Source organism: Nonomuraea sp. WAC 01424 (assembly GCF_003947315.1).
In the GTDB taxonomy this organism is placed as follows: domain Bacteria; phylum Actinomycetota; class Actinomycetes; order Streptosporangiales; family Streptosporangiaceae; genus Nonomuraea; species Nonomuraea spiralis.
In genome coordinates this window covers 1-26120 of record NZ_QHHZ01000010.1, presented here as the reverse complement: position 1 = coordinate 26120, position 26120 = coordinate 1, and the positions used below count along the sequence as shown (strand labels likewise).

Annotated in this window: 26 protein-coding genes; 8 read left to right on the top strand and 18 right to left on the bottom strand. The window is 73.6% G+C overall.

Features of this window, described 5'->3' with window-relative positions; translation table 11 throughout:
• The 6 genes from DMB42_RS26630 to DMB42_RS26605 form a co-directional block, all read right to left on the bottom strand.
• Positions 1 to 1713 (bottom strand): ABC transporter ATP-binding protein, encoded by a 1713-nt coding sequence (locus DMB42_RS26630; protein WP_125637774.1) that lies wholly within the window; start codon positions 1711 to 1713, stop codon positions 1 to 3.
• Complete coding sequence (locus DMB42_RS26625; RefSeq protein WP_229824424.1) at positions 1706 to 2563, bottom strand: ABC transporter permease; 858 nt, start codon at positions 2561 to 2563, stop codon at positions 1706 to 1708. The genes DMB42_RS26630 and DMB42_RS26625 overlap by 8 nt, the downstream gene beginning before the upstream one ends.
• The gene (locus DMB42_RS26620; protein WP_125637773.1) at positions 2560 to 3507 is read right to left on the bottom strand and encodes an ABC transporter permease; all 948 of its coding nucleotides are present in this window, start codon (positions 3505 to 3507) and stop codon (positions 2560 to 2562) included. Before DMB42_RS26620 ends, DMB42_RS26625 begins: the two co-directional genes overlap by 4 nt.
• Positions 3507 to 5066: an ABC transporter substrate-binding protein gene (locus tag DMB42_RS26615; protein WP_125637772.1), complete on the bottom strand. Its 1560-nt coding sequence runs from the start codon at positions 5064 to 5066 to the stop codon at positions 3507 to 3509. Before DMB42_RS26615 ends, DMB42_RS26620 begins: the two co-directional genes overlap by 1 nt.
• A 121-nt stretch (positions 5067 to 5187) precedes the next feature.
• A complete protein-coding gene (locus DMB42_RS56050; RefSeq protein WP_185844875.1) occupies positions 5188 to 6744 on the bottom strand; it encodes a serine hydrolase in 1557 nt (518 codons plus the stop codon).
• Positions 6745 to 6803: 59 nt separating this feature from the next.
• Positions 6804 to 7658 carry a M55 family metallopeptidase gene (locus DMB42_RS26605; RefSeq protein ID WP_125637770.1) on the bottom strand — a complete coding sequence of 285 codons (855 nt, stop codon included), beginning with the start codon at positions 7656 to 7658 and terminating at the stop codon, positions 6804 to 6806.
• Between the two features lie 283 nt (positions 7659 to 7941).
• On the opposite strand from DMB42_RS26605, the gene DMB42_RS26600 reads away from it, so the two are divergent.
• Positions 7942 to 8739 carry a hypothetical protein gene (locus DMB42_RS26600; RefSeq protein WP_185844874.1) on the top strand — a complete coding sequence of 266 codons (798 nt, stop codon included), beginning with the start codon at positions 7942 to 7944 and terminating at the stop codon, positions 8737 to 8739.
• Here the strand turns inward: DMB42_RS26600 and DMB42_RS26595 are convergent.
• The 4 genes from DMB42_RS26595 to DMB42_RS26580 are packed head-to-tail and all read right to left on the bottom strand — an operon-like array spanning position 8664 to position 12842.
• Positions 8664 to 9356, bottom strand: coding sequence for an alpha/beta hydrolase (locus DMB42_RS26595; protein ID WP_125637769.1), 693 nt, complete (start codon positions 9354 to 9356; stop codon positions 8664 to 8666). The genes DMB42_RS26600 and DMB42_RS26595 overlap by 76 nt on opposite strands.
• Positions 9353 to 10678: an NAD(P)/FAD-dependent oxidoreductase gene (locus DMB42_RS26590; RefSeq protein WP_125637768.1), complete on the bottom strand. Its 1326-nt coding sequence runs from the start codon at positions 10676 to 10678 to the stop codon at positions 9353 to 9355. The genes DMB42_RS26595 and DMB42_RS26590 overlap by 4 nt, the downstream gene beginning before the upstream one ends.
• Complete coding sequence (gene kynU / locus DMB42_RS26585; protein WP_125637767.1) at positions 10675 to 11940, bottom strand: kynureninase; 1266 nt, start codon at positions 11938 to 11940, stop codon at positions 10675 to 10677. The genes DMB42_RS26590 and kynU overlap by 4 nt, the downstream gene beginning before the upstream one ends.
• 14 nt (positions 11941 to 11954) lie before the next feature.
• Positions 11955 to 12842: a tryptophan 2,3-dioxygenase gene (locus DMB42_RS26580; RefSeq protein WP_260477963.1), complete on the bottom strand. Its 888-nt coding sequence runs from the start codon at positions 12840 to 12842 to the stop codon at positions 11955 to 11957.
• Between the two features lie 129 nt (positions 12843 to 12971).
• On the opposite strand from DMB42_RS26580, the gene DMB42_RS26575 reads away from it, so the two are divergent.
• Positions 12972 to 13421 carry an Lrp/AsnC family transcriptional regulator gene (locus DMB42_RS26575; protein WP_221762351.1) on the top strand — a complete coding sequence of 150 codons (450 nt, stop codon included), beginning with the start codon at positions 12972 to 12974 and terminating at the stop codon, positions 13419 to 13421.
• A gap of 11 nt (positions 13422 to 13432) precedes the next feature.
• On the opposite strand, the gene DMB42_RS26570 is transcribed toward DMB42_RS26575, so the two are convergent.
• The 7 genes from DMB42_RS26570 to DMB42_RS26540 are packed head-to-tail and all read right to left on the bottom strand — an operon-like array spanning position 13433 to position 19537.
• Complete coding sequence (locus tag DMB42_RS26570; protein WP_125637765.1) at positions 13433 to 14608, bottom strand: carboxylesterase family protein; 1176 nt, start codon at positions 14606 to 14608, stop codon at positions 13433 to 13435.
• On the bottom strand, positions 14605 to 15582 hold the full coding sequence (locus tag DMB42_RS26565) for an amidohydrolase family protein (protein ID WP_185844906.1): 978 nt from the start codon (positions 15580 to 15582) through the stop codon (positions 14605 to 14607). The genes DMB42_RS26570 and DMB42_RS26565 overlap by 4 nt, the downstream gene beginning before the upstream one ends.
• Positions 15583 to 15584: 2 nt before the next feature.
• A complete protein-coding gene (locus DMB42_RS26560) occupies positions 15585 to 16127 on the bottom strand; it encodes a 3-hydroxyanthranilate 3,4-dioxygenase (protein WP_125637763.1) in 543 nt (180 codons plus the stop codon).
• Complete coding sequence (locus tag DMB42_RS26555; protein WP_125637762.1) at positions 16124 to 16558, bottom strand: RidA family protein; 435 nt, start codon at positions 16556 to 16558, stop codon at positions 16124 to 16126. The genes DMB42_RS26560 and DMB42_RS26555 overlap by 4 nt, the downstream gene beginning before the upstream one ends.
• The gene (locus DMB42_RS26550; protein ID WP_125637761.1) at positions 16555 to 17301 is read right to left on the bottom strand and encodes a 2-keto-4-pentenoate hydratase; all 747 of its coding nucleotides are present in this window, start codon (positions 17299 to 17301) and stop codon (positions 16555 to 16557) included. The genes DMB42_RS26555 and DMB42_RS26550 overlap by 4 nt, the downstream gene beginning before the upstream one ends.
• Positions 17298 to 18095 (bottom strand): 2-keto-4-pentenoate hydratase, encoded by a 798-nt coding sequence (locus DMB42_RS26545; RefSeq protein ID WP_260477962.1) that lies wholly within the window; start codon positions 18093 to 18095, stop codon positions 17298 to 17300. Before DMB42_RS26545 ends, DMB42_RS26550 begins: the two co-directional genes overlap by 4 nt.
• A gap of 8 nt (positions 18096 to 18103) precedes the next feature.
• Complete coding sequence (locus DMB42_RS26540) at positions 18104 to 19537, bottom strand: 2-hydroxymuconic semialdehyde dehydrogenase (protein WP_221762350.1); 1434 nt, start codon at positions 19535 to 19537, stop codon at positions 18104 to 18106.
• A 173-nt stretch (positions 19538 to 19710) separates the two neighbouring features.
• On the opposite strand from DMB42_RS26540, the gene DMB42_RS26535 reads away from it, so the two are divergent.
• The 3 genes from DMB42_RS26535 to DMB42_RS26525 are packed head-to-tail and all read left to right on the top strand — an operon-like array spanning position 19711 to position 22670.
• Complete coding sequence (locus DMB42_RS26535; protein WP_125637758.1) at positions 19711 to 21021, top strand: MFS transporter; 1311 nt, start codon at positions 19711 to 19713, stop codon at positions 21019 to 21021.
• Positions 21022 to 21052: 31 nt separating this feature from the next.
• Positions 21053 to 22003, top strand: coding sequence for a LysR substrate-binding domain-containing protein (locus DMB42_RS26530; RefSeq protein ID WP_260477961.1), 951 nt, complete (start codon positions 21053 to 21055; stop codon positions 22001 to 22003).
• Positions 22004 to 22007: 4 nt separating this feature from the next.
• Complete coding sequence (locus tag DMB42_RS26525) at positions 22008 to 22670, top strand: GntR family transcriptional regulator (protein WP_125637757.1); 663 nt, start codon at positions 22008 to 22010, stop codon at positions 22668 to 22670.
• Positions 22671 to 22700: 30 nt separating this feature from the next.
• Here the strand turns inward: DMB42_RS26525 and DMB42_RS26520 are convergent, their stop codons facing one another.
• Positions 22701 to 23894, bottom strand: a complete 1194-nt coding sequence (locus DMB42_RS26520; RefSeq protein ID WP_125637756.1) for an amidohydrolase — start codon at positions 23892 to 23894, stop codon at positions 22701 to 22703.
• A 148-nt stretch (positions 23895 to 24042) separates the two neighbouring features.
• Here DMB42_RS26520 and DMB42_RS26515 point away from each other — a divergent pair, with 148 nt between their 5' ends.
• The 3 genes from DMB42_RS26515 to DMB42_RS26505 all read left to right on the top strand — a co-directional run.
• A complete protein-coding gene (locus DMB42_RS26515) occupies positions 24043 to 25005 on the top strand; it encodes an AraC family transcriptional regulator (RefSeq protein ID WP_125637755.1) in 963 nt (320 codons plus the stop codon).
• Positions 25006 to 25375: 370 nt separating this feature from the next.
• Positions 25376 to 25750 (top strand): STAS domain-containing protein, encoded by a 375-nt coding sequence (locus tag DMB42_RS26510; protein ID WP_125637754.1) that lies wholly within the window; start codon positions 25376 to 25378, stop codon positions 25748 to 25750.
• 176 nt (positions 25751 to 25926) lie between these two features.
• Positions 25927 to 26120, top strand: a 194-nt coding sequence (locus tag DMB42_RS26505) for a HAMP domain-containing protein (RefSeq protein WP_148109014.1), incomplete at its 3' end; no start/stop codon positions are given.

Below are 26120 nucleotides of genomic sequence, written 5' to 3'. Positions count from 1 at the left end.
TCATGGGACGGCGGCGACCAGGCGCCTGGTGTAGTCGTGGGCGGGGGCGTCCAGGACCGCCGAGGTGGTCCCCTCCTCCACGATCGTGCCCTTCAGCAGCACCACGGTCCTGGCGGCGACCTGGCGGACGACGGCCAGGTCGTGGGTGATGAACAACATCCCGGTGCCCAGCTCCCTTCCGATGCCGCGCAGCAGTTCCAGCACGTGCGCCTGGACGGACACGTCCAGGGAGGCGACCGGTTCGTCGCAGATCAGCAGCGCGGGCCGGACGGCCAGGGCCCTGGCGATGGCGACGCGCTGGCGTTCGCCGCCGGACAGCGCCTTGGGGCGGCGGGTCGCGTACGCGGCGGGCAGGCCGACCAGTTCCAGCAGCTCGGCCACGCCGGTCCGGTCGTCCGGCTCGGCCCTGGCGATCGCCTCGGCCAGCGTCGCGCCGACGGTCATCGCGGGGTTGAGCGAGGTGGAGGGGTCCTGGAAGACGCACTGGACGAGCCGGTGCACCCGGGCGCGGTCGCGCGGGTCCATGGCGGCGCGGTCGGTGACGTCGAGGCCGCCGAGCCGGATCCGGCCGCCGTCGGGGGTGAGCAGGCCGAGCACCGAGCGGGCCAGCGTGGTCTTGCCCGAGCCCGACTCCCCCACCAGGCCGACGGTCTCGCCCGCGCCCACGTGCAGGCTGACGCCGCCGAGCGCGGTGTGGGCGCCGTACCGTTTGCGCAGGCCCTCGACGAGCAGCAGCGGCTCGCCGCCGGCGGGGGCGGCGGGCCGCGCGGTGGCGGGCCGCGCCGGGCGGGCGCTCCCGGCGGTGTCGTGGACGCAGGCGGTCAGCCGGTCGCGGCCGATGGCGCGCAGCGGCGGCCTGGCCTCGGTGCAGACGGCGGTGGCCCGGTCGCAGCGGGCGGCGAACGCGCAGACCTCCGCCACCGCGTCCGCCCTCGGCACGCCGCCCGGGATGCCCGCCAGCCGCTCCAGCGTGTGCTCGACCGACGGCAGCGCGCCCAGCAGCCCCGACGTGTACGGGTGCGCCGGCGCCGCGGCCAGCTCGGCGCCGGGGCCCTGCTCGACGACGCGCCCGGCGTACATCACGGCGACCCGGTCGCAGGCGGCGAAGGCCACACGCAGGTCGTGGGTGATGAGCAGCACGCCCATGCCCCGCGCCCCCTGCACCCGGCGCAGCAGCGCCAGGATCTCGTGCTGGGTGGTCGCGTCGAGCGCGGTGGTGGGCTCGTCGGCGACGAGCAGGTCGGGGTCGCCGGCCAGCGCGGCGGCCAGGGCGACGCGCTGCCGCATGCCGCCCGACAGCTGGAACGGGTAGCGCCCGGCCACGGCGGGGTCGTCGATGCCGACCTCGGCCAGCCGGCGGGCGATCTCCTGCCGGGGCGTGCGGCCGCGCAGGGTCTCGGCGATGTGCGCGCCGGCCGTGCGCAGCGGGTTGAGCATGGCGAAGGGGTCCTGCATGAGCAGTGAGATGCGCCGCCCGCGCACGCCGCGCAGCAGCCGTTCGGAGGCGCCGGCGAGCTGCGTGCCGCCGACCTCGACCGAGCCCTCGGCGCGCAGGCCGCGCGGCAGCAGGCCGACGAGGGCGCGGGCGGTCAGCGACTTGCCGCTGCCGGACTCGCCGACCAGGCCGACGGTCTCGCCCGCGGCGACCGTCAGGTCGACGCCGTCCACCAGGACCCGGTCGCCGACGACTCTCAGGCCGCGTGTCTCAAGCATCGGAGAGCCTCTCGAAGAGCTGGTCGCCCAGCAGGGTGGCGGCGGTGGCGGCGACGGTGACCAGCGCGGCGGGGACCACGGCGGCCCACGGGTTGAGGTCGAGCAGGCCGCGGTTCTCCTCGATCATCAGTCCCCAGTCGGGCGTGCCGGCGGGCAGGCCGATGCCCAGGAAGGACAGTCCGGACAGCGCGACCAGGGCGGCGACGAAGCTGAGCAGCGCGCCCGCCACGACCGTCGGCGCGATGTTGGGCAGCAGGTGCCTGAACATGATCCGGGCGCGGCCGAGCCCGAGCGTACGGGCCGCCTCGGCGTAGGCCAGCTCGCGCTGCGCCATGGTGAGGCTGCGTACGACGCGGATGTCGCCGGGGGTGAACAGCACCGCGATCGCCAGCACCGCCCAGCCGATGCCGCCGCCGAGCACGCCCACCAGGACGATCAGCATGAGCAGGCCCGGCATCGCGATGAGCAGGTCGACCACGCGCATCATGACGGCGTCGATCCAGCCGCGCCGGTAACCGGCCAGCAGGCCGAGCGAGGTGCTCATCGCGCACGTGCACAGCGCGACGACGACCGGCCACAGCAGCGCCGAGCGGGCTCCGGCCAGGCAGCGCGACAACACGTCCCGGCCCAGCTCGTCGGTGCCGGCCCAGTGTGCCCAGCCCGGCATCGTGGCGCCGAGCGCGAGGTCCTGCGCGGCCGGGTCGTAGGGCGCGATCCACGTACCGAGCAGGGCGGCGGCCGCCATCAGGGCGAGCACGCCGCCCGACAGCAGCGTCACCGGCCCCGGACGGGCCCGGCGCAGCCGTCGCGCCCGCCCGCCGAGCCGCACGGTCCCCGGTACGACGCTCACGCGGCCACCGCCCCGTGACGCACCCGCGGGTCGACCGCGAGGTAGGCCAGATCGATCAGCAGGTTGACGGCGACCACCACGGCGCCTCCCATCAGGACGAGCGCCTGGACGACGGGCAGGTCCTTCTGCCCGACGGCGCTGACGAGCAGTTCGCCGACGCCGTGCAGCCCGAAGGCCCGTTCGACGAACAGCGCGCCGGTGAGGTTGGCGGCCAGCAGCAGGCCGCCGACGGTGAGGACGGGCAGCGCGGTGTTGCGCAGCGCGTAGCCGATCCAGTAGCGGACACGGCCGACCCCGCGCGCCCGGGCGAACGTCATGAAGTCCTGCCCGGCCAGGTCGAGCGCGGCGGCCCGCATCTGCCTGATGACGACCGCCACCTGCCCGGTGGCCAGCGCGATCGCCGGCAGCGTCAGGTGCGCCACCCGCTCGGCGAACGTCTCGCCCGCGCCGAAGACGGGGAACCAGCCGAGTGTGACGGCGAAGCCGTACAGCAGCAGGATGCTCATCGCGAACGGCGGGATCGCGAGGGCGACCAGCGCCGACAGCGTGATGCCCCGGTCGAGCGGGCCGCCTCTGCGCATGGCGGCGGTCAGCCCGGCGGGCAGGCCGACGGCCAGGGTGAGGACGATCGCGTAACCGGCCAGGCCGGCGGTGACGGGCAGGCGGTCGGCGATGACGCCGGTGACGGGTTCGCGGCTGTAGAGGGAGGCGCCGAAGTCGCCGCGCACGGCGGCCCCGAGCCAGGCGGCGTAGCGGACGGGCACCGGGTCGTCGAGGTGGTACTCCGCGCGGACGGCGGCGCGCGACTCGGCGGTGGAGGGCCGCGGCCCGAGCAGGACCTGCTCAGGGTCGCCGGGGGCCAGCGCCAGCAGCGCGAAGGTGAGCACGGACAGCACGCCGAGCAGGAGCAGCGCGGCGGCCAGGCGGCGGGCGACGAAGGCCATCAGGCACCGGCCGCCGGGCGGATGGTGCTGAAGACGTCGACGGTCCAGGTGCCGAACTCGCCGGTGAAGCGCTTGCGCAGCGCCACGGCGGCCTCCTTGGTGTAGAGCGGCACGTACGGCACCTGGTCGGCGATCTCGGCCAGCACCTCGGTGACGGCGGCGGCCCGGTCCGCGCCCTCGTACCGGCCGAGGTCGTCGAGCCGGACGTCGGTCTCGGGGGAGCCGTAACCGCTGAAGTTGAAGCCCTGGGGGCCGGCCGAGGCGCGGCTGACCAGGTCGGGCAGCACCTCGCCCGGGTCGGGGGTGCCGTAGAGCAGGTCGACGAGCTGCAGCGGGGTGTCCTGGTGGCTGAACATGCGCTGCCGGTACTGCTCGGTGGGCAGCGGCTGGAGTTCGAGCTTGACGCCGATCGCGGCCAGGTCGGCGGCGATGGCCTGGAGCGCCTTGACGTCGTCGCTGCCGCTGTCGTACGGCGCGGTCAGGGTGAAGCCGCCGGGGTGGGCCGACTTGGCCAGCTCGGCCTTGGCGGCGTTCACGTCGTGGGGGTAGGCGCGCAGTTTCGGGGGGTTGTCGCCGTACAGGGCGAGGATCTGGGGTTTGGGGAGCATCAGGTCGGCGACGCCGCCGTGGCCGTTGGTCATGAGCGTGGCCAGCGCGCCGCGGTCGAGGGCGTGGGCGACGGCGCGGCGCGCGTGCACGTCCTTGAGCGGGCCCTCGCGGACGCCCAGGGACAGGTAGGCGATGTTGTCGGCCGGGTAGAAGGAGGTCGTGACGCCGGGCAGGGCGCTCCACTTGCGCACCTCGCTGGCCGGGATGTCGTTGGTGCCGTCCACCTCGCCGGAGGAGATCGCCAGGCGCAGCGTCTCCGCGTCGCCGATCGCCTTGATCTCGATCCGGCGCAGCTCCGGTTTGGGGCCCCAGTACAGGTCGTTGCGTTCCAGCGTGACGCCGGAGGCGAGGGAGAACTTCGTGACCTTGAACGGGCCGGAGCCGAGCGTGCCGACCTCGGGCGAGCCGAGGTCCTTCGGGTGCGCGGCGGCCAGTTTCCTCGGCACGATCTGCCAGGCCAGCGCGGCGGTGGCCAGGAAGGTGGGGCTGGGTTTGCCGAGGGTGACCTTCACCGTGCGCGGGCCGGTGACCTCGACCTTCTTGACCTGCGTGACGTAGCTGGCGGCCTGCGAGGTCACGGCCGGGTCCAGGTGCCGGGTCAGGGAGTAGGCGGCGTCCTCGGCGGTGACCGGCGTGCCGTCGCTGAACCTCGGGCCCTCGCGCAGGGTGAAGACGTAGGTCCGCGGGTCGGGGTGGGTCCAGGAGGCGGCGATGCGCGGGACGACCTGGCCGTCCGGGCCGAGCCCCACCATCGTGTCGAGGACGGCGAACTGCACGGTCGTGGAGGCGTCGTTGAAGCCGTGGGCGATGTCGAGGCTGCTGGGGGCGGTCCCCATCGCCCAGCGGAGCGTGTCGGGGGCCGCGCCGGAGCCGGCGGCTCCGGCGCAGCCCGTCGCCAGCAGGAGCAGGGCGCCCGTGGCGAGCCTGGCGAGCGCGGTTGCGGATGTCATGGAACCACCTCGGAGAATGAGCGGGGGGATAGTCGGACGCTAGAAGCCCGACCTCCCTCGTTCACTGACCCGGCAGCCAAACTCTGCGTGCCCAAGCTCGTCCTGGAGGCCAACACGCTCCCTAGACCAGGCCGGGCGGGATGCCTACGGGCGCGGTGCCGCCGGGCCGGGCGGCGAAGCGCAGGCCGAGCAGGCCGCCGCCGCTGAGCAGCAGGTCGCCGTCCGCGTCGAGGCGCAGGGTGAACGGGCCGGCCCGCCACGTCCCGGCGGGCGCGGGCGTGACGGGCGCCTGGAAGGTCAGGCCGACGCGCAGCACGCCCTCCTCCTGCACGGCGAGCACGCCCACCTCGTCGTTGAGCCAGGCGCCCTCGGGGGCGGGGCCCTCGACCGGCGCCTCGCACGGCTCGTACGCGTCCGGCCACCGGATCGAGCCGTCGTGGCCGATCAGCAGCCGTCCGTGCTCCGGCACGAGCCAGACCCGTTCGGCGTCCACCTGCCCGTGCCAGCGGCCGTCGTCGCCGAGGGCGAGCTCGAAGTCGGCGCCGCCGGTCAGCGAGATCCTGCCGTCGGCGGCGGGCCCGAGCGTGATCGTGGCCTCGCTCGCCGGGTCGTGCCAGTGTCCGAGCAGCGCGGCCCGTGCCGCCTCGGCCGTGGCCGGGCGGGCGGGGGCGGGCCGGGGGGCCGGGTCCTGGCCGGTGAGGGCGCGGGCCAGGCGGATGCTGAGGCCGACCGGGTCCAGGCCGCTGTGGTTGGTCAGCACGGCCACGCCGACGCCGGGTTCCGGCAGGTGGAGCAGGTTACCGACGTAGCCGTGCATGCCGCCGGCGTGGCCGTACGCGCTGAGGTCGCCGACGGACAGGTGGCAGATGCCGCGCGCGTACCGCAGGACGGTGCCGTCGGCGAGCACGGTCCGCTCCAGCAGCGCGGCGCGTACGTCGTCGCCCAGCACCCGGCCGTCGGCCAGGAAACCGAGCCAGGGGGCGAGGTCGGCGACGCCGGTCACCACGCCGCCGTCGCCGACCGCGCTCTCCAGCGTGTCGGCCCGCGCGCCGGCGCCGTTGTAGCCGTAGGCCATCCGCGGCAGCGGGACGGAGGCGTCGTCGCGGAAGACGGTGTCGTCCATGCCGAGCGGGCCGAACAGCCGGTCGCGGGCGAAGTCGGCCAGCGACCGGCCGGTGAGGCGCCTGACCACGACGGCGGCCAGGACGTAGCCGGTGTTGGAGTAGGAGAAGCGGGTGCCGGGTTCGAACATGGTCCGGCGCACGCCCGTCACGATCCTCATCAGCCGTTCCTCGTCCAGCAGGTGGAACGGGACGCCGGTGACGGCCTGGAGGCCGTACCACTCGGGCAGGCCGCCGGTGTGCCGCAGGCACTGGTCGATCGTGACGGGCACGCCGAGCCGCAGCTCGGGGACGTGCGCGCGGACGTCGTCCGACAGGCTCAGCCTGCCGTCGCGCTCCAGCAGCAGCAGGCACGCGGCGGTGAACTGCTTGCTGATGGAGGCGATGTCGAAGCGGGTACGGGAATCGATCGGGACGCCGAACTCGACGGTGGCCACGCCCCTGGCCGCGGTGTGCAGCACCTTGCCGTCCGCGTAGACGCCGACCGCCAGGCCCGGACCTCCGGAGTGGAGGCCGGGGAGGGTGGCGAGGGCGCGGTCTACCTGCTCAAGATCCATCGTTCCAGTATCTGGATGTCCGGGTTGTTTAGGCTTGTCCGGTGCGGCAAACCTGAGGGCTAGCGGGTTGGTCTGCCGTACAGCGCCATTCTGGTGATCATCGCGTCGGCGGCCAGGTGGTAGCAGGTCGTCACGCATCCGAGCACCTCCCTGGGGGTGGCGAAGGTGGCCGCGAGCGTCTTGTCGGCGATCCGGCGTACGCCCGGGACCAGCTCGCCCAGCTCGGCGGCGGGCGTGGTGGGCATGTCGATCTCCAGCTCCAGCACGTCCGGCAGGTCCAGCGGCCGCAGCTCCCCGGCCGAGCGCACGGTCTCCGCCGCGGCCTCCCCGATCAGCCGCCGCGCCTCGGCCGGCGAGAGGCTGTCGGCCGAGGTGTGCCCGTGGGCGATCTTGACCGCGACCGTGCGCACCCCGGGGAACGCCTTCCCGGCGACGCCGCAGATCACGTCGTCGCCGGTCAGCAGCCCGATCGGGACGCCGACGGCGGCCGCCTGAAGGGCGTTGACCTCGGCCTCGGAGACGATCGCGCCGTTGAGCCGCACCTCGTAGAAGTGCGAGGAGTAGGTGTGGGCGAGCACGCCCGGTGACCCGGCGGCGGCGTGGTAGCCGAGGAACAGGGCCACGTCGTGCTCGGCCGAGATGCCCTCGGCCATGCAGTCGAGCTTGGGGGTGCCGAAGATCAGCCGGGCCCGCGGGTCGAGCTCGTCGTGCAGCAGGTTGTCCATGGTCCCGTGGCTGTCGTTGACCAGGACGCGGTCGGCCCCGGCCGCGAACGCGCCCTCGATGGCGGCGTTGGCCTCGGCGGTCATCAGGCGCTGCGACCGCGGATAGCCGTGGCCGCCGCGGACGACCTGGTCCATGGTGGCGATGCCCGCCACGCCTTCCATGTCGATGGAGATGTAGACGTTCGTCATCGTCACAGGCTTTCACCCGGCCGTACGGGCGCGCTTCGTCGCCGGGGCAGAAAGCTCGGGCCCGGCTTGCGCCTTCCGCACAGCGGCGGGGATCACGAAGGCGGCGCCGACGGCCAGCAGGCCCAGCAGCGCCGACGCTCTTGGCGACGAAGACCACGCCGCTGACCCCGGCCGCGCGGTCGCCGGGCACGTCGGAGGCCACCGCGTTGAGCCCGGCGGTGAGGCCGACGGAGGCGCCCAGCCCGATGACCGTCACCGCGGCCACGACCTGCCACGGGGAGGAGTGCCACAGGGCCAGCCCGCCGGTCCCGGCGCAGACGAGCCCATCGGCGCGCTCACCGTCAGCGCGCTGCTGCGGCAGCTCGTCGAGGACGCCGAGCTGCGCGAGGGCTTCGGCTATCGCCGGCACCTCGTCCCGTGCGTCGACCCCGACGGCGCCCGGCTCAACGAGGGCTGGTACGCCCGCCCGAGCGACCGCCGCGCCTACGCCGGGCACTTCTACCGCCCCGCCGAGGCCGACCAGGTCGAATGGACCTTCCCGCTGACCGGCGAGGACCACTTCTTCGACCGCACCCTGCCGGAGACCGAGGCGCTGATGCGGCTGATGGACGAGGTCAGGCCCACCTTCGTCTACTCCCTGCACAACGGCGAGCTCCAGGGCGCCTTCTACTACCTCAGCCGGAACGACCCCGCCCTCGCCGCCCGCCTGACCGCCATCGCCGCCGCCGAGGGCCTGCCCCTGCACATGGGCCCGCCGGAGGTGCCGGGCGCCGTCCAGATCGGCCCGGCCGCCTACATGACCCCGCGGGGCGCCGAGCTCGCCGCGACGTACGGCGTCGGCGGCGGCAGCGTCGACTACGCCGACCGCTTCGGCGCCCTGCACCTGATGACCGAGCTGCCCCACTGGGCCGACCCCCGCGTAGCCGACCGGACGCCGACCGACCGCCCGGCCACGGTGGCCGGCGGCGCTGCTCGCGGCCGAGTCCGCCGGGACGGGCTCGTAGGTCAGCCGGGCAGGAGGGCGGCCAGTTCGCGCAGCACCGGCAGCCAGGCCGAGCTCTCCGGGTCGATGAGCCCGTAGTGGTCGGCCCCCGGGACGCGTACCAGCGAGACCGCCGGGTGCGCGGCCACGTACGACTCCGACACGCCGAGGGGCACACGTCCGTCGGCGGTGCCGTGCACGATCACCACCGGGCCCTGCGGATCGGGCCGCCGTACCGGGTCGAGGCCGGGACGCCCCTCCGCGGGCCCGCCGAGGAAGTCGGTCACCGCGCCGTCGTCGAGCCCCAGCCGCGCCGCGAGCCGCAGGTCGGCGACCGGGGCCAGGGCCAGGACGGCGGCCCCGGGGACGGGAGCGCACAGCGCGAGATGACCGCCGGCCGAATGGCCGACGACCACCGACGGCCCGGCCACGCCGAGGGCGGCCCGGACGTCCTCGACCGCCGCCGCCGGGTCGCCGGGCCTGCGGCGGTACTCGACCGAGGCCACGCTCCAGCCCGCCTGATTCAGCGCGTTGGCCATCGGGCGAAGGTGCGTCCGGTCGTACTCGGGGCGCCAGAAGCCGCCGTGGACCAGCGCCACCACGGGCCCGTCGGCCGGCCAGAGGTCGATCACCTGGTCGACGTCCGCGCCGTAGCGCAGGGTGCGGACGGGCCCCGGCGCCGGACGGGTCAGTACGCTGCGGTCCTCCACGGTCACCGCCCCCGCGATCGGCGGGAGGAGAGCGCGGCGATCGCGGCCGCGCCCGCCGCGAGCAGCGTGGCACCGGCCGCGGCGAGCGCCAGGTGCTGCCGGCGCACCCGCCGCCTGACCTCCACGTACGGCACCGTCGAGAACGACACCAGCTCGTACCGCGACATGTAGCGGCCGGGCAGCGCCCGTTCGAGCCGGTGCTCGACGCTCTTGACCAGCCGGTGGACCGGGGAGGCGACCTTGTCGCGCATCTCGACGAAGTTGGCCAGCGCCATCTCGGCGATCGCGTCGGTGTTCTCCTTGCGCCGCCGCTCGAACAGCGGCAGGGCGCGGGCCCAGTCGCCGCCGCTCTCCTCCAGGCACCGGTCCAGCACGGTCACGTCCTCGAAGCCGCAGTTGGCGCCCTGGCCGTAGAAGGGCACGATGGCGTGCGCCGCGTCGCCGATCAGGCCGACCCTGCCGTCCGTCTGCCACGGCGAGCACCGGACGGTGCCGAGCCGGCCGACCGGGTTGTCCTGGTACTCCCGTACCAGACCGGGCGCGAGGGGGGGCACGTCCGGGTAGTGGGTGCGGAAGTGGCGTTCGATCGCCGCCGGGGTGCTCAGCGAGGCGAAGCTCGACGTGCCGCCGGTCGGCCAGAACATCGTGCAGGTGAAGGAGCGGTCGGGATTGGGCAGCGCGATCATCATGGAGGTGCCGCGCGGCCAGATGTGCAGGGCGTGCGGGTCCAGCGCGAACTCGCCGTCCACGGCCGGGATCGTCAGCTCCTTGTAGCCGTGGTCCAGGAAGTCCAGGCTCTCCTCGATGCCCCGGTGCGCCAGCAGCTCCCCCCGTACGGCGGAGCCGGCGCCATCGGCCCCGAGCACCACGTCGGCGCGGGCCCGGACCGGGCCGTCCGGGGTCTCGAACGCCATCGCCCCGGTCGCCGGGTCGAGACCGGTCAGCCGGTGGCCGAACAGGATCTTGACGCCGGGCGCGGACTCGGCGGCGTCCAGCAGCGTGTCGTTGAGCGCGCCCCGGCTGATCGAGTTGATCGAACGCACCCCGTCATGGCTGTACGGCTGGAAGTCGAGCGGCCCATCCACCGGGTGGATCATCCGGCCGCGCATGGGCAGCGCGTCGGCCATGATCTTCTCCTCCAGGCCGATCCGGCGCAGCGCGTCCAGGCCGCGTTCGGAGATGGCCAGGTTGATCGACCCGCCGCGCTCGGCGAGCCCGGCGCGCGGGTCGGGCCGCCGCTCGTACACGGTGACGTCGAGGCCGTGCCGGGCCAGGTAGCAGGCGAGCAGGCAGCCGGTGAGGCCGGCGCCGACCACGGTGACGTTCATCGTTCCTCCGCGACGCACTCGGCCAGCGCGACGGCCGCGCGCCAGCAGTCGTGGTAGGTCGAGTACAGGGGTGTCGGGGCGAGGCGGACGACGTCCGGCTCGCGGGCGTCGGCGACGACCCCGTGCTCGTGGCGCAGCCGCCGGGTCAGCTCCGCGGCGCCGCCGCGGCCGACGCGCAGGGAGAGCTGGCAGCCCCGGCGTTCGGGGTCGCGCGGCGTGATCACGGTGAGCGGCCTGGTGGGGGTGATCCGGTCGAGCAGGCTCTCCAGGTAGCCGGTGAGCCGTACGCTGCGGGCCCTCAGGGCGGTCATCCCGATCTCGTCGAAGACGCCGAGCGAGGTGCGCACCGGGCCCATCGCGTAGATCGGCGGGTTGGAGATCTGCCAGGCGTCGGCGGTGGCCGGCGGCCGGGAGACCGGCGCCATCTCGAACCGGGTCGCCTGCTCGGTGCTCCACCAGCCCTCCAGGCGCGGCAGCGCCGGGTCGCCCAGGTGCCGCTGGTGGACGAACACGCCGCCGAGGGCGCCGGGCCCGGCGTTGAGGTACTTGTAGGAGCACCAGGCGGCGAAGTCCGGCCCCCATTCGTGCAGCTTGAGCGGCACGTTCCCGGCGGCGTGGGCCAGGTCCCAGCCGACGGCCGCGCCGCTCGCCCGTCCGGCCGCCGTGACGGCGGGGATGTCCAGGAGCTCGCCGGTCAGGTAGTTGACGCCGCCCAGCAGGACCAGCGCGACCGTGTCGCCCTCGCGGGCCAGGAAGTCGAGCACCTCCCGGCCGCCGGCCAGCCGGACCACGGTCTCGTCCGGGTCGAGGCCGTGCAGGCGGGCCTGGCTGCGCACGGCGTAGCTGTCGGAGGGGAACGCGGTGTCCTCGATGACGATCCGGGTGCGCGCGCCGCGCGGCCGGTAGAACGACACCATCAGCAGGTGCAGGTTGACGGTCAGCGAGTTCATCACCACGGTCTCCTCGGGCAGCGCCCCGACCAGCCGGGCGGCCGGTCCGGTGAGCCGCTCGTGGTAAGGCAGCCAGGGACGCGCGCCCTCCAGATGTCCTTCCACGCCGAGCCGTTCCCATGCCTCCAGGTCCTCGGCCAGCTCCGCCCGTGTCGCCCGGGGCTGGAGGCCGAGGGAGTTGCCGGCGAAGTAGGCACTCTCGGGGTGGCCGCCGCCGGCGGCGGGCGGGATCAGGAAGAGCTCGCGGTGGCCGGGGTCGTCGCGGTCGCGCCGGAGGGCCTCCTCCTCGGCGGGCTTCCAGGACTCGGACATGGGTGCCTCCCCTTTCACATGTGGGTTCTGGCGGACCACAGCTCGGGGAAGACCACCCGAGCCATGCTGCGTTCCAGCCAGGCCAGGCCGTTGGAGCCGCCGCTGCCGGGCTTGGCGCCCATGGCCCGGCGGACCGCCGTGACGTGCTGGTGACGCCAGTCGCCGAACTGCTCGGCCACGTCGGTCAGCACCTCGCCGAGCAGCCGCGTCCCGTTGCCGGGACCCGTGTCCCGGTACACCTCCACCCAGGCGCGTTCCACGGCCGGATGCGGCTCGTGCTCGACGGCGAAGTCGCGGTCCAGCAGCTCGCGCGGCAGGTCGTGGCCGTGCCGGGCGAGCAGGGCGACGGCGTCGTCCCAGAGGCTCGGCGCCTCCAGGGTCCGCAGCAGGTCGTCGTGGGTCCGGTCCTGGCGCTTGAAGGGGCGCAGCAGGGCCGGGTTCTTCAGCCCCAGCAGGAACTCCACGTGCCGGTACATCGCCGACTGCAGGCCGCTGGCCTCGCCGAGCTCGTCCCGGAAGCGGTTGAAGTCGGCCGGGGTCATCCAGCGCAGCCCGCGCCAGCTCGCGTTCAGGCCCTCCAGGTGCAGCGCCGTGCGGCGCAGCGGGTCCAGCGCGCCCCACACGTCGTCGGCCCGCAGGCGTTCCTGCGCGTTGCGCAGTTCGAACGCGATGAGCTTGAAGTACAGCTCCATCACCTGGGTGATCATCAGGAACGACATCTCGCCCGCGTCGTCGCTCAGCGGGTGCTGCAACCCGTGCAGCACGTCGGTGCGTACGTAGGCGTCGTAGGGCGTGCGGGTCCCGAATTCCAGGGTCGGGGCCCCGCCGGTGGTCCTGGCTCTCTCGGCGCGTTCCTCCGCCGTGGTCGGCCGCAGTGCGGATGACTGTCGCGTAGCGTCCACGCGCTTTGCCCCTCTCGTAGCCGGCCATCCCATGATGGCGTCGGGAGGATGGAGAAGGAATGCCATTTGGAAGGCTATATCGCCATATAGCCGTATATTTGGGGCTATATCGTGAAATGTGCTTTACGAATGGAAGGTGCGATCGTGGACGAGACGGACTGGGAGCTGCTACGTGAACTCCAGGACAACGCCCGGCTCTCGCTCAAGGAGCTCTCGCGCCGGATCCACCTGTCCGCGCCCGCCGTGGCCGACCGCGTACGCAAGATGGAGGAGTCGGGCGTGATCACCGGCTACCACGCGACGGTCGACCCGGTCCAGGCCGGCTGGCCGGTCTCGGCGTTCATCCGCATGTCCTGCTACGGCCCGCGCTGTGTGCTGCGCGATCCCGAGCTGGCGGCCTGGCCGGAGGTCCGCGAGATCCACCGGGTGACCGGCGACGTCTGCAGCATCCTGCGGATCGTGGCCGTCTCCATGGTGGCCTTCGAGGACCTGATCGACCGCCTGGCGGTGTACGGCCCGCCGTCCAGCACGATGATCCTGTCCACCCCGCTGCCCGGCCACCCGCTGACCGCCCCCTGAGACCACCCGGCTCACCCCTCCGTCACGAAACGGGCGAACCCGGTGCTCATGGAGCGGGCCAGCGCCTCGACCTGCGGGCCCGTACCGGTCAGCGGTGTGCCGTGGGTGCCGAGGTAGAGCGGGACGTCCACCAGGTGGCAGGCGCCCAGCTCGATGCCGCCGTGGCTCATCGGGGAGCGATGTCCGCAGACCCGGTGCTCGGCGGGGCCGTGGTGGGCGTCGGCGAGCTCCCGCGCCGGACCGGTGAAGAGCGTGCCGGTGTCCAGGCCGTCCTGGCCGATCGCGGTGAACAGGCGGGTCTCCTCGGCCGTCGTCGTCAGCAGCAGCGGGACCGGCGCGGCGGCGCCAGACCGGATCGCCTCCACCGGATGGACGGCCAGCAGGTCGCCGTCCACGACGGGCGCCGCGGGCAGCAGGCCGCCGGCCGGGGCGCACGCGCGTACGGCGGCCTCCTCGGCGGCCAGCAGGTCCGCGAGCGGCACCTCGAACGGGTCCGCGCCGAGCGCCGAGCGCGCCGCCGCGGTCCAGGCCGTGGCCTCGGCGGGCGTGCGGAACCCGTACGGGACGGGGCTCATCGCCGCCGCCCTGGCGAACAGGCCGGGCGCGCACGTCATCAGGGCCAGCACGCAGGTGCCGCCCGCCGAGTGACCGGCCAGGGTGACGTTCTGCGGGTCGCCGCCGAAGGCCGCGGCGGTGTCGCGTACCCATTCCAGGGCGGCGATCTGGTCGCGCAGGGCCAGGTTGGCCGGGACGCCGTCGCCGTGCCAGAAGCCGGGCAGGCCGAGCCGGTAGTTGACGGTGATCACGACCAGGCCGTGGTCGCGGGCGAGCGCGGTGCCGTCGTACATCGCCTGGGCGCCGGAGCCGAAGACGAACGCGCCGCCGTGCAGGAACACCAGCACCGGGCGGCGGCCCTCGCAGGAGGGCGTCCAGACGTTGAGGAACAGGCAGTCCTCGGCCGACGCGGCCGGGTCGATCTCCAGGCCCGGCACCCAGGCCATGCGGCCGGGCCGCTGCGGGGCGGGCGGGCCGGGCGTGAGCGCGTCGGCGACGCCGCGCCAGGGGCGCGCGGGCTCCGGCGCGGCGAGACGGCGGGCGGGCGCGGCGTACCGCACCCCCTTGAACGTGCTCACCCCACCGGCGCGCACGCCGCGCAGCACCCCGAGCGGCGTGTGCGCGAGCGTCATCCCGCGAGCCTCAGGAACGCGGCGGCGTTGCCGCCGAGGACGGCCGCGCGGCCCTCGTCGTCCAGCTCCGGGCAGGCGCGTACGACCGCGCCCGGGTCCTGCTCCCCCAGCGGGAACGGGAAGTCGGTGCCGAGCATGACCCGCTCGGCCCCCATCACCTCGACCAGCAGCCGCAGGGCACGCGGGTCGAACACGGCCGAGTCCACGAAGAAGCGGTCGGTGTAGGCCGACGGCGGCCTCGGCGAGTGCTCGCGGACGATGTCGCGGTGGTGCCAGGCGTTGTCGGCCCGGCCGAGCAGGTAGGCGAAGCTGCCGCCGCCGTGGCAGAAGCACAACCGAAGCGAGCTCGGCAGCCGCTCGAACGCCCCCGACAACATCAGCGACAGGATGCCGAGATGGGTCTCGGCCGCCATGCCGACCAGCCACGGCATCATGTGGTCGCGCATGCGGTCGGCGCCGAGCATGTCCCAGGGGTGGACGAGCACCGGCATGTCCTGCTCGGCGCAGTGCGCGAGGAAGGCGACGATGTCGGGGTCGTCCAGGTTGCGAAGGCCGACGTGGTTGCCGATGTGCACGCCGCGGTGCCCGGCCGCCTTGGCCTCGGTGACGGTCCTGGCCGCCAGGGCGGCGTCCTGGAGCGGCACCTGGCACAGCGGCAGCAGCCGTTCGGGGGCCTGCGCGCAGTGGGCGAGCACGCGGTCGTTGACCAGGTCGCACCACTCGGCCGCGCGGGCCGGGTCGGCCGCGTAGCCGAACAGCAGCGGGGTCGAGGAGACGGCCTGCACGTCCACGCCGGTACGGTCCATCGCGGCCACGCGGGCCCCGGCGTCCCACAACTCCGGCGTGACCGGGCGGTAGTCGTCCTCGCCGCTCATCATCATGCCGTCGCGCAACCACGGCTCACCGGCGCCGGTGAGGATGCGCGCCTCCTCGCGGGTGATCCGCGGGAAGACGTGCGCGTGCACGTCGATCATGGTCACCGGACCACCGGCCGCAGATGCTCCGGCCAGTCCTTGCCGGGGTGCTCGGCGCCGCAGTGGGGGCAGGTGCGGTCGCCCTCGTGGAAGGCGCGGAAGACCGGCGGCAGGTCGTCGACGATCGACTGGAGCTGCATCTCGGCGCGGTGGACCAGGTGATGGCAGTTGACGCAGTACCACTCGAAGGCGTCCAGGGCGCCCTGCGGCCGGGCGAACTCCACGACCAGGCCGATCGAGCCGGGCACCGGCCGCTGCGGCGAGTGCCGTACGTGCGGCGGCAGCAGGAAGACGTCGCCCTCGCCGATCTGCACGTCCACGGGAGGCTTGCCCTCCTCCTCCATGACCCGCAGCACCATGCCGCCCCTGAGCTGGTAGAAGAACTCCTCGATCGGGTCGTCGTGGAAGTCGGTGCGCTGGTTGGGGCCGCCCACGATCGTCACCATGAGGTCGGCGTCCTTCCAGATCTGCGCGTTGCCGACCGGCGGCTTGAGCAGGTCCTGGTGCTCGTCGATCCACTTGTTCAGGTTGAAGGGGGGGATCATGCCGGGCTCCTTTGCGGGATGAGGGCGATGCAGGAGATCTCGATCAGCAGGTGCGGGTGCGGGAGCTGGTGGACGGCGACGGTGGTGCGGGCGGGGCCGCTCTCGTCGAAGTACGTGCCGTAGACCTCGTTGTAGCCGCCGAAGTCGTTCATGTTGACCAGGTACGTGGTCACGTTCACCACGTCCGCCAGGCCGCCTCCGGCGGCGGCCAGCAGGTCGGCGATGTTCTCGATCACCGCCCTGGTCTGCTCGCGGATGTCGAGGCTGGTGGTGCCCAGCTCGTCGGCGCTCGCCCCGGCGAAGGAGCCGTCGGGGCGGCGCGAGCTGGTGCCGGACACGAACACGAAGTCGCCGGCCCGCTTGACGTGCGGGAACCTGCCGCGGGGCCGGGCCTTGCCCTCGACCAGCAGCGCGTCGCTCGGCTCGCTCATCGGGTGGTCACCTCCACGTGTCCGAGCCCGGCGGCGGCGACGCGCACGTGCGCCCCGGCGGGCAGTGGCACGGCCGCCGTGGCCGCTCCGGCCAGGACGATCCAGCCGGCCTCCATCTCGATGCCGGCGGCCCTGGTCAGCCGGGCGGCGGCGGTCAGCGCGCGCAGCGGGTGGCCGAGGATGGCCGCCGACGAGCCGCCGGCGACCTGGCGGCCGTCGATCTCCATGACCAGGCCGACGTTGCCGAGGTCGCCGGCGTCCTGCGGACGGCGCCAGGGGCCGAGGCCGAACCCGCTGGCCGAGGCGTTGTCGGCGATGACGCCGGGCAGGGTGAAGCTGAACCCCTCGTAGCGGGAGTCGAGCACCTCGTACCCGACCGCGACGCCGCCGACGGCCGTGGCCACGTCGGCGGGCGTGCGCACCGGGCGGTCCAGCAGGAACGCGATCTCCGGCTCGATCCGCGGATGGATCAGCCCGCTCGTGTCGAGCCGGGACTCGACGAGCATGGCGTCGGTGAGCAGGCCCCAGATGACGTCGTCCACGCCCATCTGGATCATCTTCGCGCGGCTGGTGAAGCCCATCTTGACGCCGATGATCCGTTCGCCGCGGGCCAGCCGCCGCTCGATCAGGGCGCGCTGCACCTCGTACGCGGCGGGCACGTCGAGGTCGGCGGCGTCGGTCAGGCGGGGGATGGCGCGGCCGGTCAGGGTGGCCTCGTCCAGGCGTTCGGCGAGCGCGTTCACCGGTTCTCCTCGGGGGTGTCCTGGGCGAAGGCGGCGCGGACGTCGCCGAGCCCGTCGATCCGGGCCTCCAGCACGTCGCCCGGCCGTACCGGTACGACGGGGCCGAGCGCGCCGGTCAGCACGGTGTCGCCCGCCCGGAGCGGGCGGCCGAGCGCGGCCAGCGTGTCGGCCAGCCAGACCGCGGCGTGCAGCGGGTGGCCCAGGCAGGCCGCGCCGACGCCGGTCGAGACCTGCTCGCCGCGGCGTTCGATGACCATCCCGGCCAGCCGCAGGTCCAGGTCGCGCAGGGAGACCGGGCGGTTGCCGAGCACGTACAGGCCGGCCGAGGCGTTGTCGGCGACGGTGTCGGCCAGCGTGATGTCCCAGTCGCGGATGCGGCTGCCGACCACCTCGATCGCGGGCAGCGCGAACGCCGTCGCGGCGATCACGTCGGCGACCGTGTGCCGCTCGTGCGGCAGGTCGCGGTCGAGCACGAGCGCGACCTCGGCCTCGGCGCGCGGCTGGAGCACCGCGCCGGCCGGGATCTCCGCGCCGTCGGGCACGGCCATGTCGGCGAACAGCACGCCGAAGTCCGGGGAGCCGACGCCGAGCTGCCGCTGCACGGCCTCGCTGGTCAGCCCGATCTTGCGGCCGGTGATCCGCCTGCCCTCGCCGAGCCAGCGCTCGGTGAGCAGGTTCTGCACCGCGTAGGCCGCCTCCAGGCCGTCGACCAGGTCGCGGACCGGCTCGCACGGGCGGCCGGACGCGTACGCCTCCAGCAGCCGCGCGGCGGCGGCGCGATGGTTGTCTGTCACTTCGGTCCTCATATCTTGACGCACACGTTGACGGGCTCGGAGAAGAAGTCGAGCGAGTACTCGCCGCCCTCGCGCCCGATGCCGGAGGCCTTCACGCCGCCGAACGGGGTGCGCAGGTCGCGCAGGTTCCAGCAGTTGACCCAGACGATCCCGGCCTGGACGCGCGGCGCGACGCGGTGGGCGCGCGACAGGTCCGTGGTCCAGACCGTGGCGGCCAGTCCGTACGGGCTGTCGTTGGCCAGCCGGACGGCCTCGTCCTCGTCGTCGAAGGGGGCCACGTGGCAGATCGGGCCGAAGACCTCCTCGCGCACGGTCCTGGCCTGCGGCGACAGGCCGGTGATCACGGTCGGCTCGACGTGGAAGCCGCCGTCGCGATCGTCGCCGAACTCCGGCACGCCGCCCCCGGCCAGCACGGTCGCGCCTTCCTCGACGGCGAGCCGGTAGTAGGACAACACCTTGTCGCGGTGCTGCGCGGAGATCATCGGCCCGTAGTCGCGCAGGCCCCTCGCCCGCTCGGCCAGCGCCCGCGTGAACTCCTCGAAGATCGGGCGCTGGACGTAGACCCGTTCGGTGCACAGGCAGATCTGGCCGGAGTGGGTGAAGCTGGACCGGATCGTGCCCTCGACGGCCTCCTCCAGGTCGGCGTCGGCGAAGACCAGGGCCGGGTTCTTGCCGCCCAGCTCGAACGAGACCGGGGTGACGTGCGCGGCGGCGTTGCGCATGATGGCGCTGCCGGTGGCCGAGGCGCCGGTGAAGGCGATGGCGTCCACGCCGGGGTGGGCGGTCAGGTGCTCGCCGGCCGCTCCCGCGCCGTGGCCGTGGACCAGGTTGAACGCGCCGGCCGGCAGGCCCGCCGCGTCGATCACCTCGGCCAGCAGCGTCGCGGTCGAGGGGGTCTCCTCCGACGGCTTGGCGACGACGGCGTTGCCCGCGGCCAGGGCGGGCGCGACCTTCCAGGTGAGCAGCAGCAGCGGCAGGTTCCACGGCGAGATGACGGCGACCACGCCGAGCGGGCGGCGCACGGTGTAGTTGAGCGCCTGCCCGCTGCCGCTCCAGGCCGGGACGCTGGTGGGGTAGGCGCGCTCGGGCCGGCCGTAGGCGAGGTCGGCGTAAGCGCGGAAGTTGCCGGCGGCGCGCGGGATGTCGACCGTGGCGGCCAGTTCGCGCGGTTTGCCGGTGTCGGCGGCCTCGGCCGCGACGAACTCCTCGAACCTGGCCTCGATCCCGTCGGCGATCCGGCGCAGGTACGCGCACCGCTCCTCGACGCCGGTGGCTCCCCACGGGCCGTCGAGGGCGGCGCGGGCGGCCCGGACCGCCTCGTCGACGGTCTCGCGGGACGCCTCGGGGACGGTCCCGACGATGCGTCCGTCGACGGGCGAGATGAGTGGGAAGTCCGTCCCCGCCGTCGTGAAGACGCCGTTGACGTAGTGCGCGGGCTTCATGACCGCCATTCTGCTGATCTCCGGACATAACAGTCCAATACCGAAATATCGCCCAGCTATCTGAATTTCGTCATATATCAGTTTTGCTATACAACTCGACCGAACAGGTATTCGTTCTGGCATACCCCCTGCGTGCATCCTCTTCCGTACCCCCATTTGGAAGGCACAGAGTGATGGACACAGATCGCCGCCTGGCAGCCCGCCGCGTCTCGCGGGCCGCCTTCATCGGCACCGCCATCGAGTGGTACGACTTCTTCCTCTACGGCACCGCCGCGGCCCTCGTCTTCAACAAGCAGTTCTTCCCCGCCCTGGACCCGGTCGCCGGATCCATCGCCTCCTTCGGCACCATGACCGTGGGATTCCTCGCCCGTCCGCTCGGCGGCATCGTGTTCGGCCACTTCGGCGACCGGATCGGGCGGCGCAACACGCTCGTCGTCTCGCTGCTCATCATGGGGATCGGCACGACGCTGATCGGCGTGCTGCCGACGTACTCCAGCCTCGGCATCTGGGCCGCGGTGCTGCTCGTGGTGATGCGGATCGCCCAGGGCATCGGGCTGGGCGGCGAGCTCGGCGGCGCGGTGGTGCTGACGATGGAGCACGCGCCGAAGGGCCGGCGCGGCCTGTTCGGGGCGTTCCCGATGATGGGCACCCCGGCGGGCATGCTCTGCGCCAACGCCGTCTTCCTCGGCACGTCCTCGCTGCTCGGCGAGGAGAGCTTCATGGCCTGGGGCTGGCGGGTGCCGTTCCTGCTCAGCATCGTGCTGGTGGCGGTCGGCCTGTACCTGCGGCTGCGCATCGAGGAGAGCCCCGAGTACGCCGGCCTGGTCGAACGGCGCAAGCCGGTCAAGCTGCCGATCGCGGTGGTGCTGCGCGACCACTGGCGCGAGGTGGTGCACACGATCGGCGTGATCATCGGCAACAGCGCGCTGGCCTACATCTTCATGGTCTACATCCTCGGCTACGGCGAGTCCGCGGCCGGCCTGTCGCGGACGTTCCTGCTGAGCTGCGTGATCGGCGGCGCCGCCGTCTGGCTGGTCACCGCGCCGTTGTGGGCCCACCTCGGCGACCGGCACGGCCTGCGTGCCGTCTTCACCTGGGGCTCGGTGGTGCTGCTGGCCGGCGCCCTGGCGATCCTGCCGGTCGTCAACACCGGCAACAAGCCGCTCATCGTGGTGTTCATGCTGGTGATGGGCGCGGTGCTGGCCATGACGCACGCGCCGCAGGGCACGCTGACCGCCAGCTTCTTCCCGGTCGCGATCCGCTACTCCGGCACGTCGGTGGCCTACCAGCTCGCCTCGCTGCTGGGCGGCGGCATCACGCCGCTGGTGGCGGCCTCGCTGTTCGCCTCGACCGGGACCTCGCTGTCGATCACCGCCTACCTGACCGTGGTGACGGTCATCAGCCTGGTCGCCGCGCTGCTGATCCCCCGCAACGACGCCGAACGCCTGGGCGACCAGCCGGTCACCGCCGATATAGCGAAATAGCGCACGTACGTCCTGGTCATATGATGTTTTCGTGATATCTCGCCCGCTGGACCTGCTGAACGGCCGGCTCAAGCTGCGACACCTCGTGCTCGTGACCACCATCGCCGAGCAGGGCGGCGTCCTGCGCGCCGCCGAGCACCTCCACCTGGCTCAGCCCGCCGTCACCCGGGGGCTGCGGGAGGTGGAGCAGATCCTCGGCGTGGAGCTGTTCACCCGCGGGTCGCGCGGCGTCACCCCCACCCTCTTCGGTGAGGCCTTCATCGACCACGCCCGCGCCGTACAGGCCGAGCTGCGCCGCGCGGGCGAGCGCATCGCCGGCCTCGCCGACGGCACCGCCGGGACCGTCACCGTCGGCACCCTGCTGGCCGCCACGAACGTGCTGCTCCCCCGCTCGATCGCCGCGCTCAAGGCCGAGCGGCCCGGCATCACCGTGATCGTCAAGGAGGGCACGTTCGACTCGCTGGTGCCCCAGCTGACCGGCGGCGACCTCGACCTGATCCTCGGCCGGCTCAACCCGATCGAGGACCGCCCCGACCTGCGCCAGATCCCGCTCTACAACGAGCCCGTGCTGCTGGTGGCCCGCGCCGGGCACCCGGGCGGGCAGGCCCGCGTACTGGCCGACCTGCTGGACTACCCGTGGATCCTGCCTCTGGAGCAGACCTCGCTGCGGCGGGAGCTGGAGCAGGTGTTCCACCGCGACGGGCTGCCGCTGCCGCCCGACCGCACCGAGTGCACGTCCATCCTGACGATCCGCTCCCTGCTGCTCGGCACGGACATGATCGCCGCGCTGCCCGCGCTGTTCGTCAGGACCGACCCCCAGCTCCTCGAACTCCAGGTGCCCCTGCCCTCGGTACGCCGCTCGGTGGGCGCCACCCTGCCCGAGGCCCGTGCCCTGACGCCCGCGGGCAAGGTCATGCTGTCCCACCTCCAGCAGCAGGCCCGGCACCTCGACGCGAGGGAGCCGGGCCCGGTGGGAGACTGAGGTCATGGTGGCAGGAGGCGGGTTCGAGCCCGAGTCCGTACGCGTCATCCGGCGGTTGCGCGACGACATCCTCGACGGCGTCCGCCCGCCGGGCAGCAAGCTCGTCGAACGCGATCTCGCCACCGAGCTCGGCGTGAGCCGGGTGCCCGTCCGCGACGCGCTGGCCACCCTGGCCGCCGAGGGGCTGGTGACGTTGCGGCCCCGCACCTGGGCCGTGGTGCGCGAGTTCACCGCCCGCGACGTCGCCGACCTCATCGAGGTGCGCTCGGCGTTCGAGGCCGTGACGTTCCAGCTCGCGGCGCGGCGGCACGACGCGGAGGGCCTGCGCCGGCTGCGCGCCGACCTCGACGCGGAGCTGCGGGCGGCGCGGGCCGGCGACGCCGTACGCGCCCGGCGGGCGGCGGCCGACTTCCACGAGACGGCCACCGTGATCGCGGGCAACGACCTGCTGATCGAGCTGGGGCAGGTCCTGCGCAGCCGGATGCGCTGGCTGCTGGGGCGGCACGACGACCTCCGGCTCGTCGCCGACGAGCACCGGGAGCTCTACGAGGCGATCGCCGACCGCGACGCGGCCCGCGTCGGCGAACTCGTCGCCCGGCACGTGGAGACCAGCGACCGCCTCACCCGCGAACACGCGACCCGCCACGAGCCCGCCGCCCGCCCCTGAACCGGGGTCGTCCCGAGCCCGTCCTGCGGGTCAGGCGTTCAGGAGGACTTCGCCGTCGCGGGCGACGACCCGGCCACCGGCGACCACGAGGGCCCGCGGCGGCACCCGTACGAGCGCGTCCGGCACGTTCTGGGCGTCGATGAGCACGAGATCGGCCCGCGCCCCCGGAACCAGGTCGTGCCGCTCCCGGTGCACGAACGGCGCCGCCTTGGTCGTGGCCAGCTCGACGGCGGCGGTGAGCTCCTCGTCGGTGCGCAGCCCGTGCAGGCGGGCGAACCCGAGGGCGATGCGCAGCAGGTCGCCGTCCCCGAACGGGGACCACAGGTCGCGGATCCCGTCGGTGCCGAGGCCGATGCCGATCCCGCGCTCGGCCATGCCCCGCCAGGGAAGGGGCGCCGTGCGCACGGGCGCGACCGTCGCCCAGGAGATGCCGGCCTCGCCGCCGTCGTCGAGCAGGGCGCGCTGCCGGTCCGGGGCCAGTTCCCCGAGGGCGAAGCCGTGGGAGACGGTCACCCGGCCCTGGAGGCCCGTCCTGAGCGTGCGGTCGATGATCAGCTCGTACTGGAAGGCCCCCAGTTCGCCGCCGTCGTGCAGGTGGATGTCCAGGCCGACGCCGCGCCGCTCGGCGATCTCGAACAGGCCGTCGAGCTGGGCCACCGGGTCGCGGTCGATGCCGGCGGGGTCGAGGCCGCCGATGCTGGTCGCACCCGCCTGCGCGGCCCGGTCGAGCAGGTCGAGCACGCCCGGCCGGCGGATCACGCCATCCTGCGGGAAGGCCACGATCTCGACGTCGATCGCCCCGTCCAGCCGGTCCGCGGCCTCGCGGACGACCTCGATGCCCCGCAGGCCGAGGCCGAGGTCGACGTCCACGTGCGTGCGGGTGGCGGTGGTCCCGTGGCGCAGGTACTCGCGCAGCACCGCCACCGTCCCGTCCACGCCCGGGATGCCGTAGCGGTCGCGTTCGGCGCGTTCGTGGGCGATCCGGCCCTGCGTGGTCGGCTCGCCGCCGTACGACACCCAGGGCTGCCCCCACCAGCTCTTGTCGACGTGGGCGTGCGCGTTGACGAATCCCGGCAGGGCGAGCAGGCCGCGGCCGTCGACGCTCTCGCTGTCGGGCCGGGCCGTACCGGCCGGGCGCACGCCGGTGATCTCGGTTCCGTCGATGGTCAGGTCCACGGGCGCGGCGCCCCAAGGGCGCACGTTGGCGATAGTCCAGGAAGTCACCCGAAAATGGTATACCAAACGCGATCGTGCCTGGTCGAGGGCCTGCTTCCGCCGATGTCTAGGCCACTGTCGTACCGACCTGAGAGGATTTGCGCGGAGCTCGGCAGGTGCGGGCTCCCGAATCGGATGGGAGAAGTGGGAGGGTCAGATGGAGCCAGAGGTCTTCGACAGCCGTGACATCGGCGAGACCGAGGAGTTCCTCAGCAAGGCGTACGCCAAGATGCGCATCGGCGCCGACGTGAAGAGCCCGCGCACCTGGATCTCGCGCCAGGTCATGGGCTCGGTCAGCGTCGACCAGCTCCACCTCGAGTACGCCATGCGCTACGACGTCAACCCGCTCGGCAAGGTGTGCCTGTGCGCGGTCGAGTCGGGCAGCATCGCCCACCAGATAGCCGGCCAGGACGAGGACATCTTCGGCCCGGGCGACACGGTCTTGTTCGCCCCGCCCGACCTGCCCTACACCGGCGAGATCCGCCGCTCCCGCTACGACATCGTCATGTTCGACGCCGCCCTGCTGCAGCAGGTGGCCGGCACCCTTCCCGGCCGCAGGGCCGAGCCGGTGCGGCTGGTGGGAAGCCGCCCGGTCTCCGCCTCCGCGGGCCGCCATCTGCGCCGTACGCTCGCCTACCTGCGCGACGACGTCCTCACCGATCCCGAGCTGGCCGCCGAGCCGCTCGTCGTCTCCACCGCCGGCCAGCTCCTGGCCGCCAGCGTGCTCACCGCCCTGCCCACCAACGCCGACGACGCCGCCGCCCCCGGCGAGGCCCGTCCCCAGGCGCTGCGCCGCGCGACGGCCTTCATCGACGACCACGCCCACCTGCCGATCGGCCTCGACGAGATCGCCACCGCCGCCCGGGTCAGCCCCCGCGCCCTCCAGTACGCCTTCCGCCGGCACCTCGACACCACCCCGCTGGGCTACCTGCGCCAGGCCCGCCTGGCACACGCGCACGCCGAGCTGAGGGAGGCCGATCCCGGCGCGACCACGGTCACCGCCGTCGCCGCCCGCTGGGGCTTCTTCCATCCCGGCCGGTTCGCCCAGCTCTACCGGGCCGCCTTCGGCCGCGCTCCCGGCGACACCCTGCACGCCCCGGCGGCGCCACGACGCGGCTGATCCCCCTCGCCCGTCCGGCGCCGGTTTCGTTCCGTGGACAGGGGTGCGGCGAATCCTTCGTCCGGCGTGCTGCCCGGCCACCGCTCCGGGGGAAAGGGTGGGGGGCGAGCACGGATCGCCGCGGCGCAGGAGGAGTTGATCGCGATTGAGCCCCTGCCGGAGCAGCATCACGCGCGCACGGCGAGGCCAGGGTTCCAGGCCGGGCGATCGCGGGCCGGCACCGGGCACACCGCCGCCACGGCGCGGAAGACCTGCTCCGGTGCACGACGGCGGTCATGTGGCTGAGCCGATCCCGCCGGCTCGTCATGCATGACGCCGTCCGCCGGCCGCGACCGGCGGGTGCGCGCGTGGTCCAGCGCGCGGAGGCGGCATGACACCCCTGACGTTGAGCTGCCACGACCTGCCCGGCGGCGTACTGGTGACCGTGGCGGGCGAGCTGGACTCCAGCAACTCGCCGCGACTGGAGTCCTACGCCGAGCGGCAACGGCGTCCCGGGGCGGGGATGGTGCTCGACCTGGCCGGGCTGACCTTCATGGACAGCCGCGGCCTGCACGTGTTGTTACGGCTCAACGCAGCCGTGCTCGACCAGGGCGGCGTGCTGCGCCTGGCCGCCGTGCAGGAGCTGCCCGCCCGCGTGTTGCGGGTGACCGGCGTGTGGTCCTCCCTGATCGTCCACGCCGACGTCGGGGAGGCCGTCGCCGCGATGGGCGCGCAGCGGCGGGACGGCCTGCGCGAGTCCTCGTGACCTCCCGGATCACCCGGGAACACGGGGCTGAACGCCACGAGCACCGGCTCTAGAATCCGGATGGACATCGACCGTGATTGTCCCGTTCATGACCTCGATCCCGGTCTCCCGACCGAAGCCGTTCGCGAGGTCACCACAGGACAGTCCGCACAATTCCGCAGGACAACGAGGGTGACATGAGCGAAGCGATGACCGGCGGCTCCCGTACGACGTCCGGGGGCGCCGAGGTCGACGAGCTTCGGCTGCGTCAGCTGCTCGGCGGGCTGACAGCGGTCCGGGACGGCGACTTCCGCACCCGCCTGCCCGAGGACGCCGACGGCCTGCTCGGCGAGATCGCCTCGGTCTTCAACGGCATGGTCGACCAACTGTC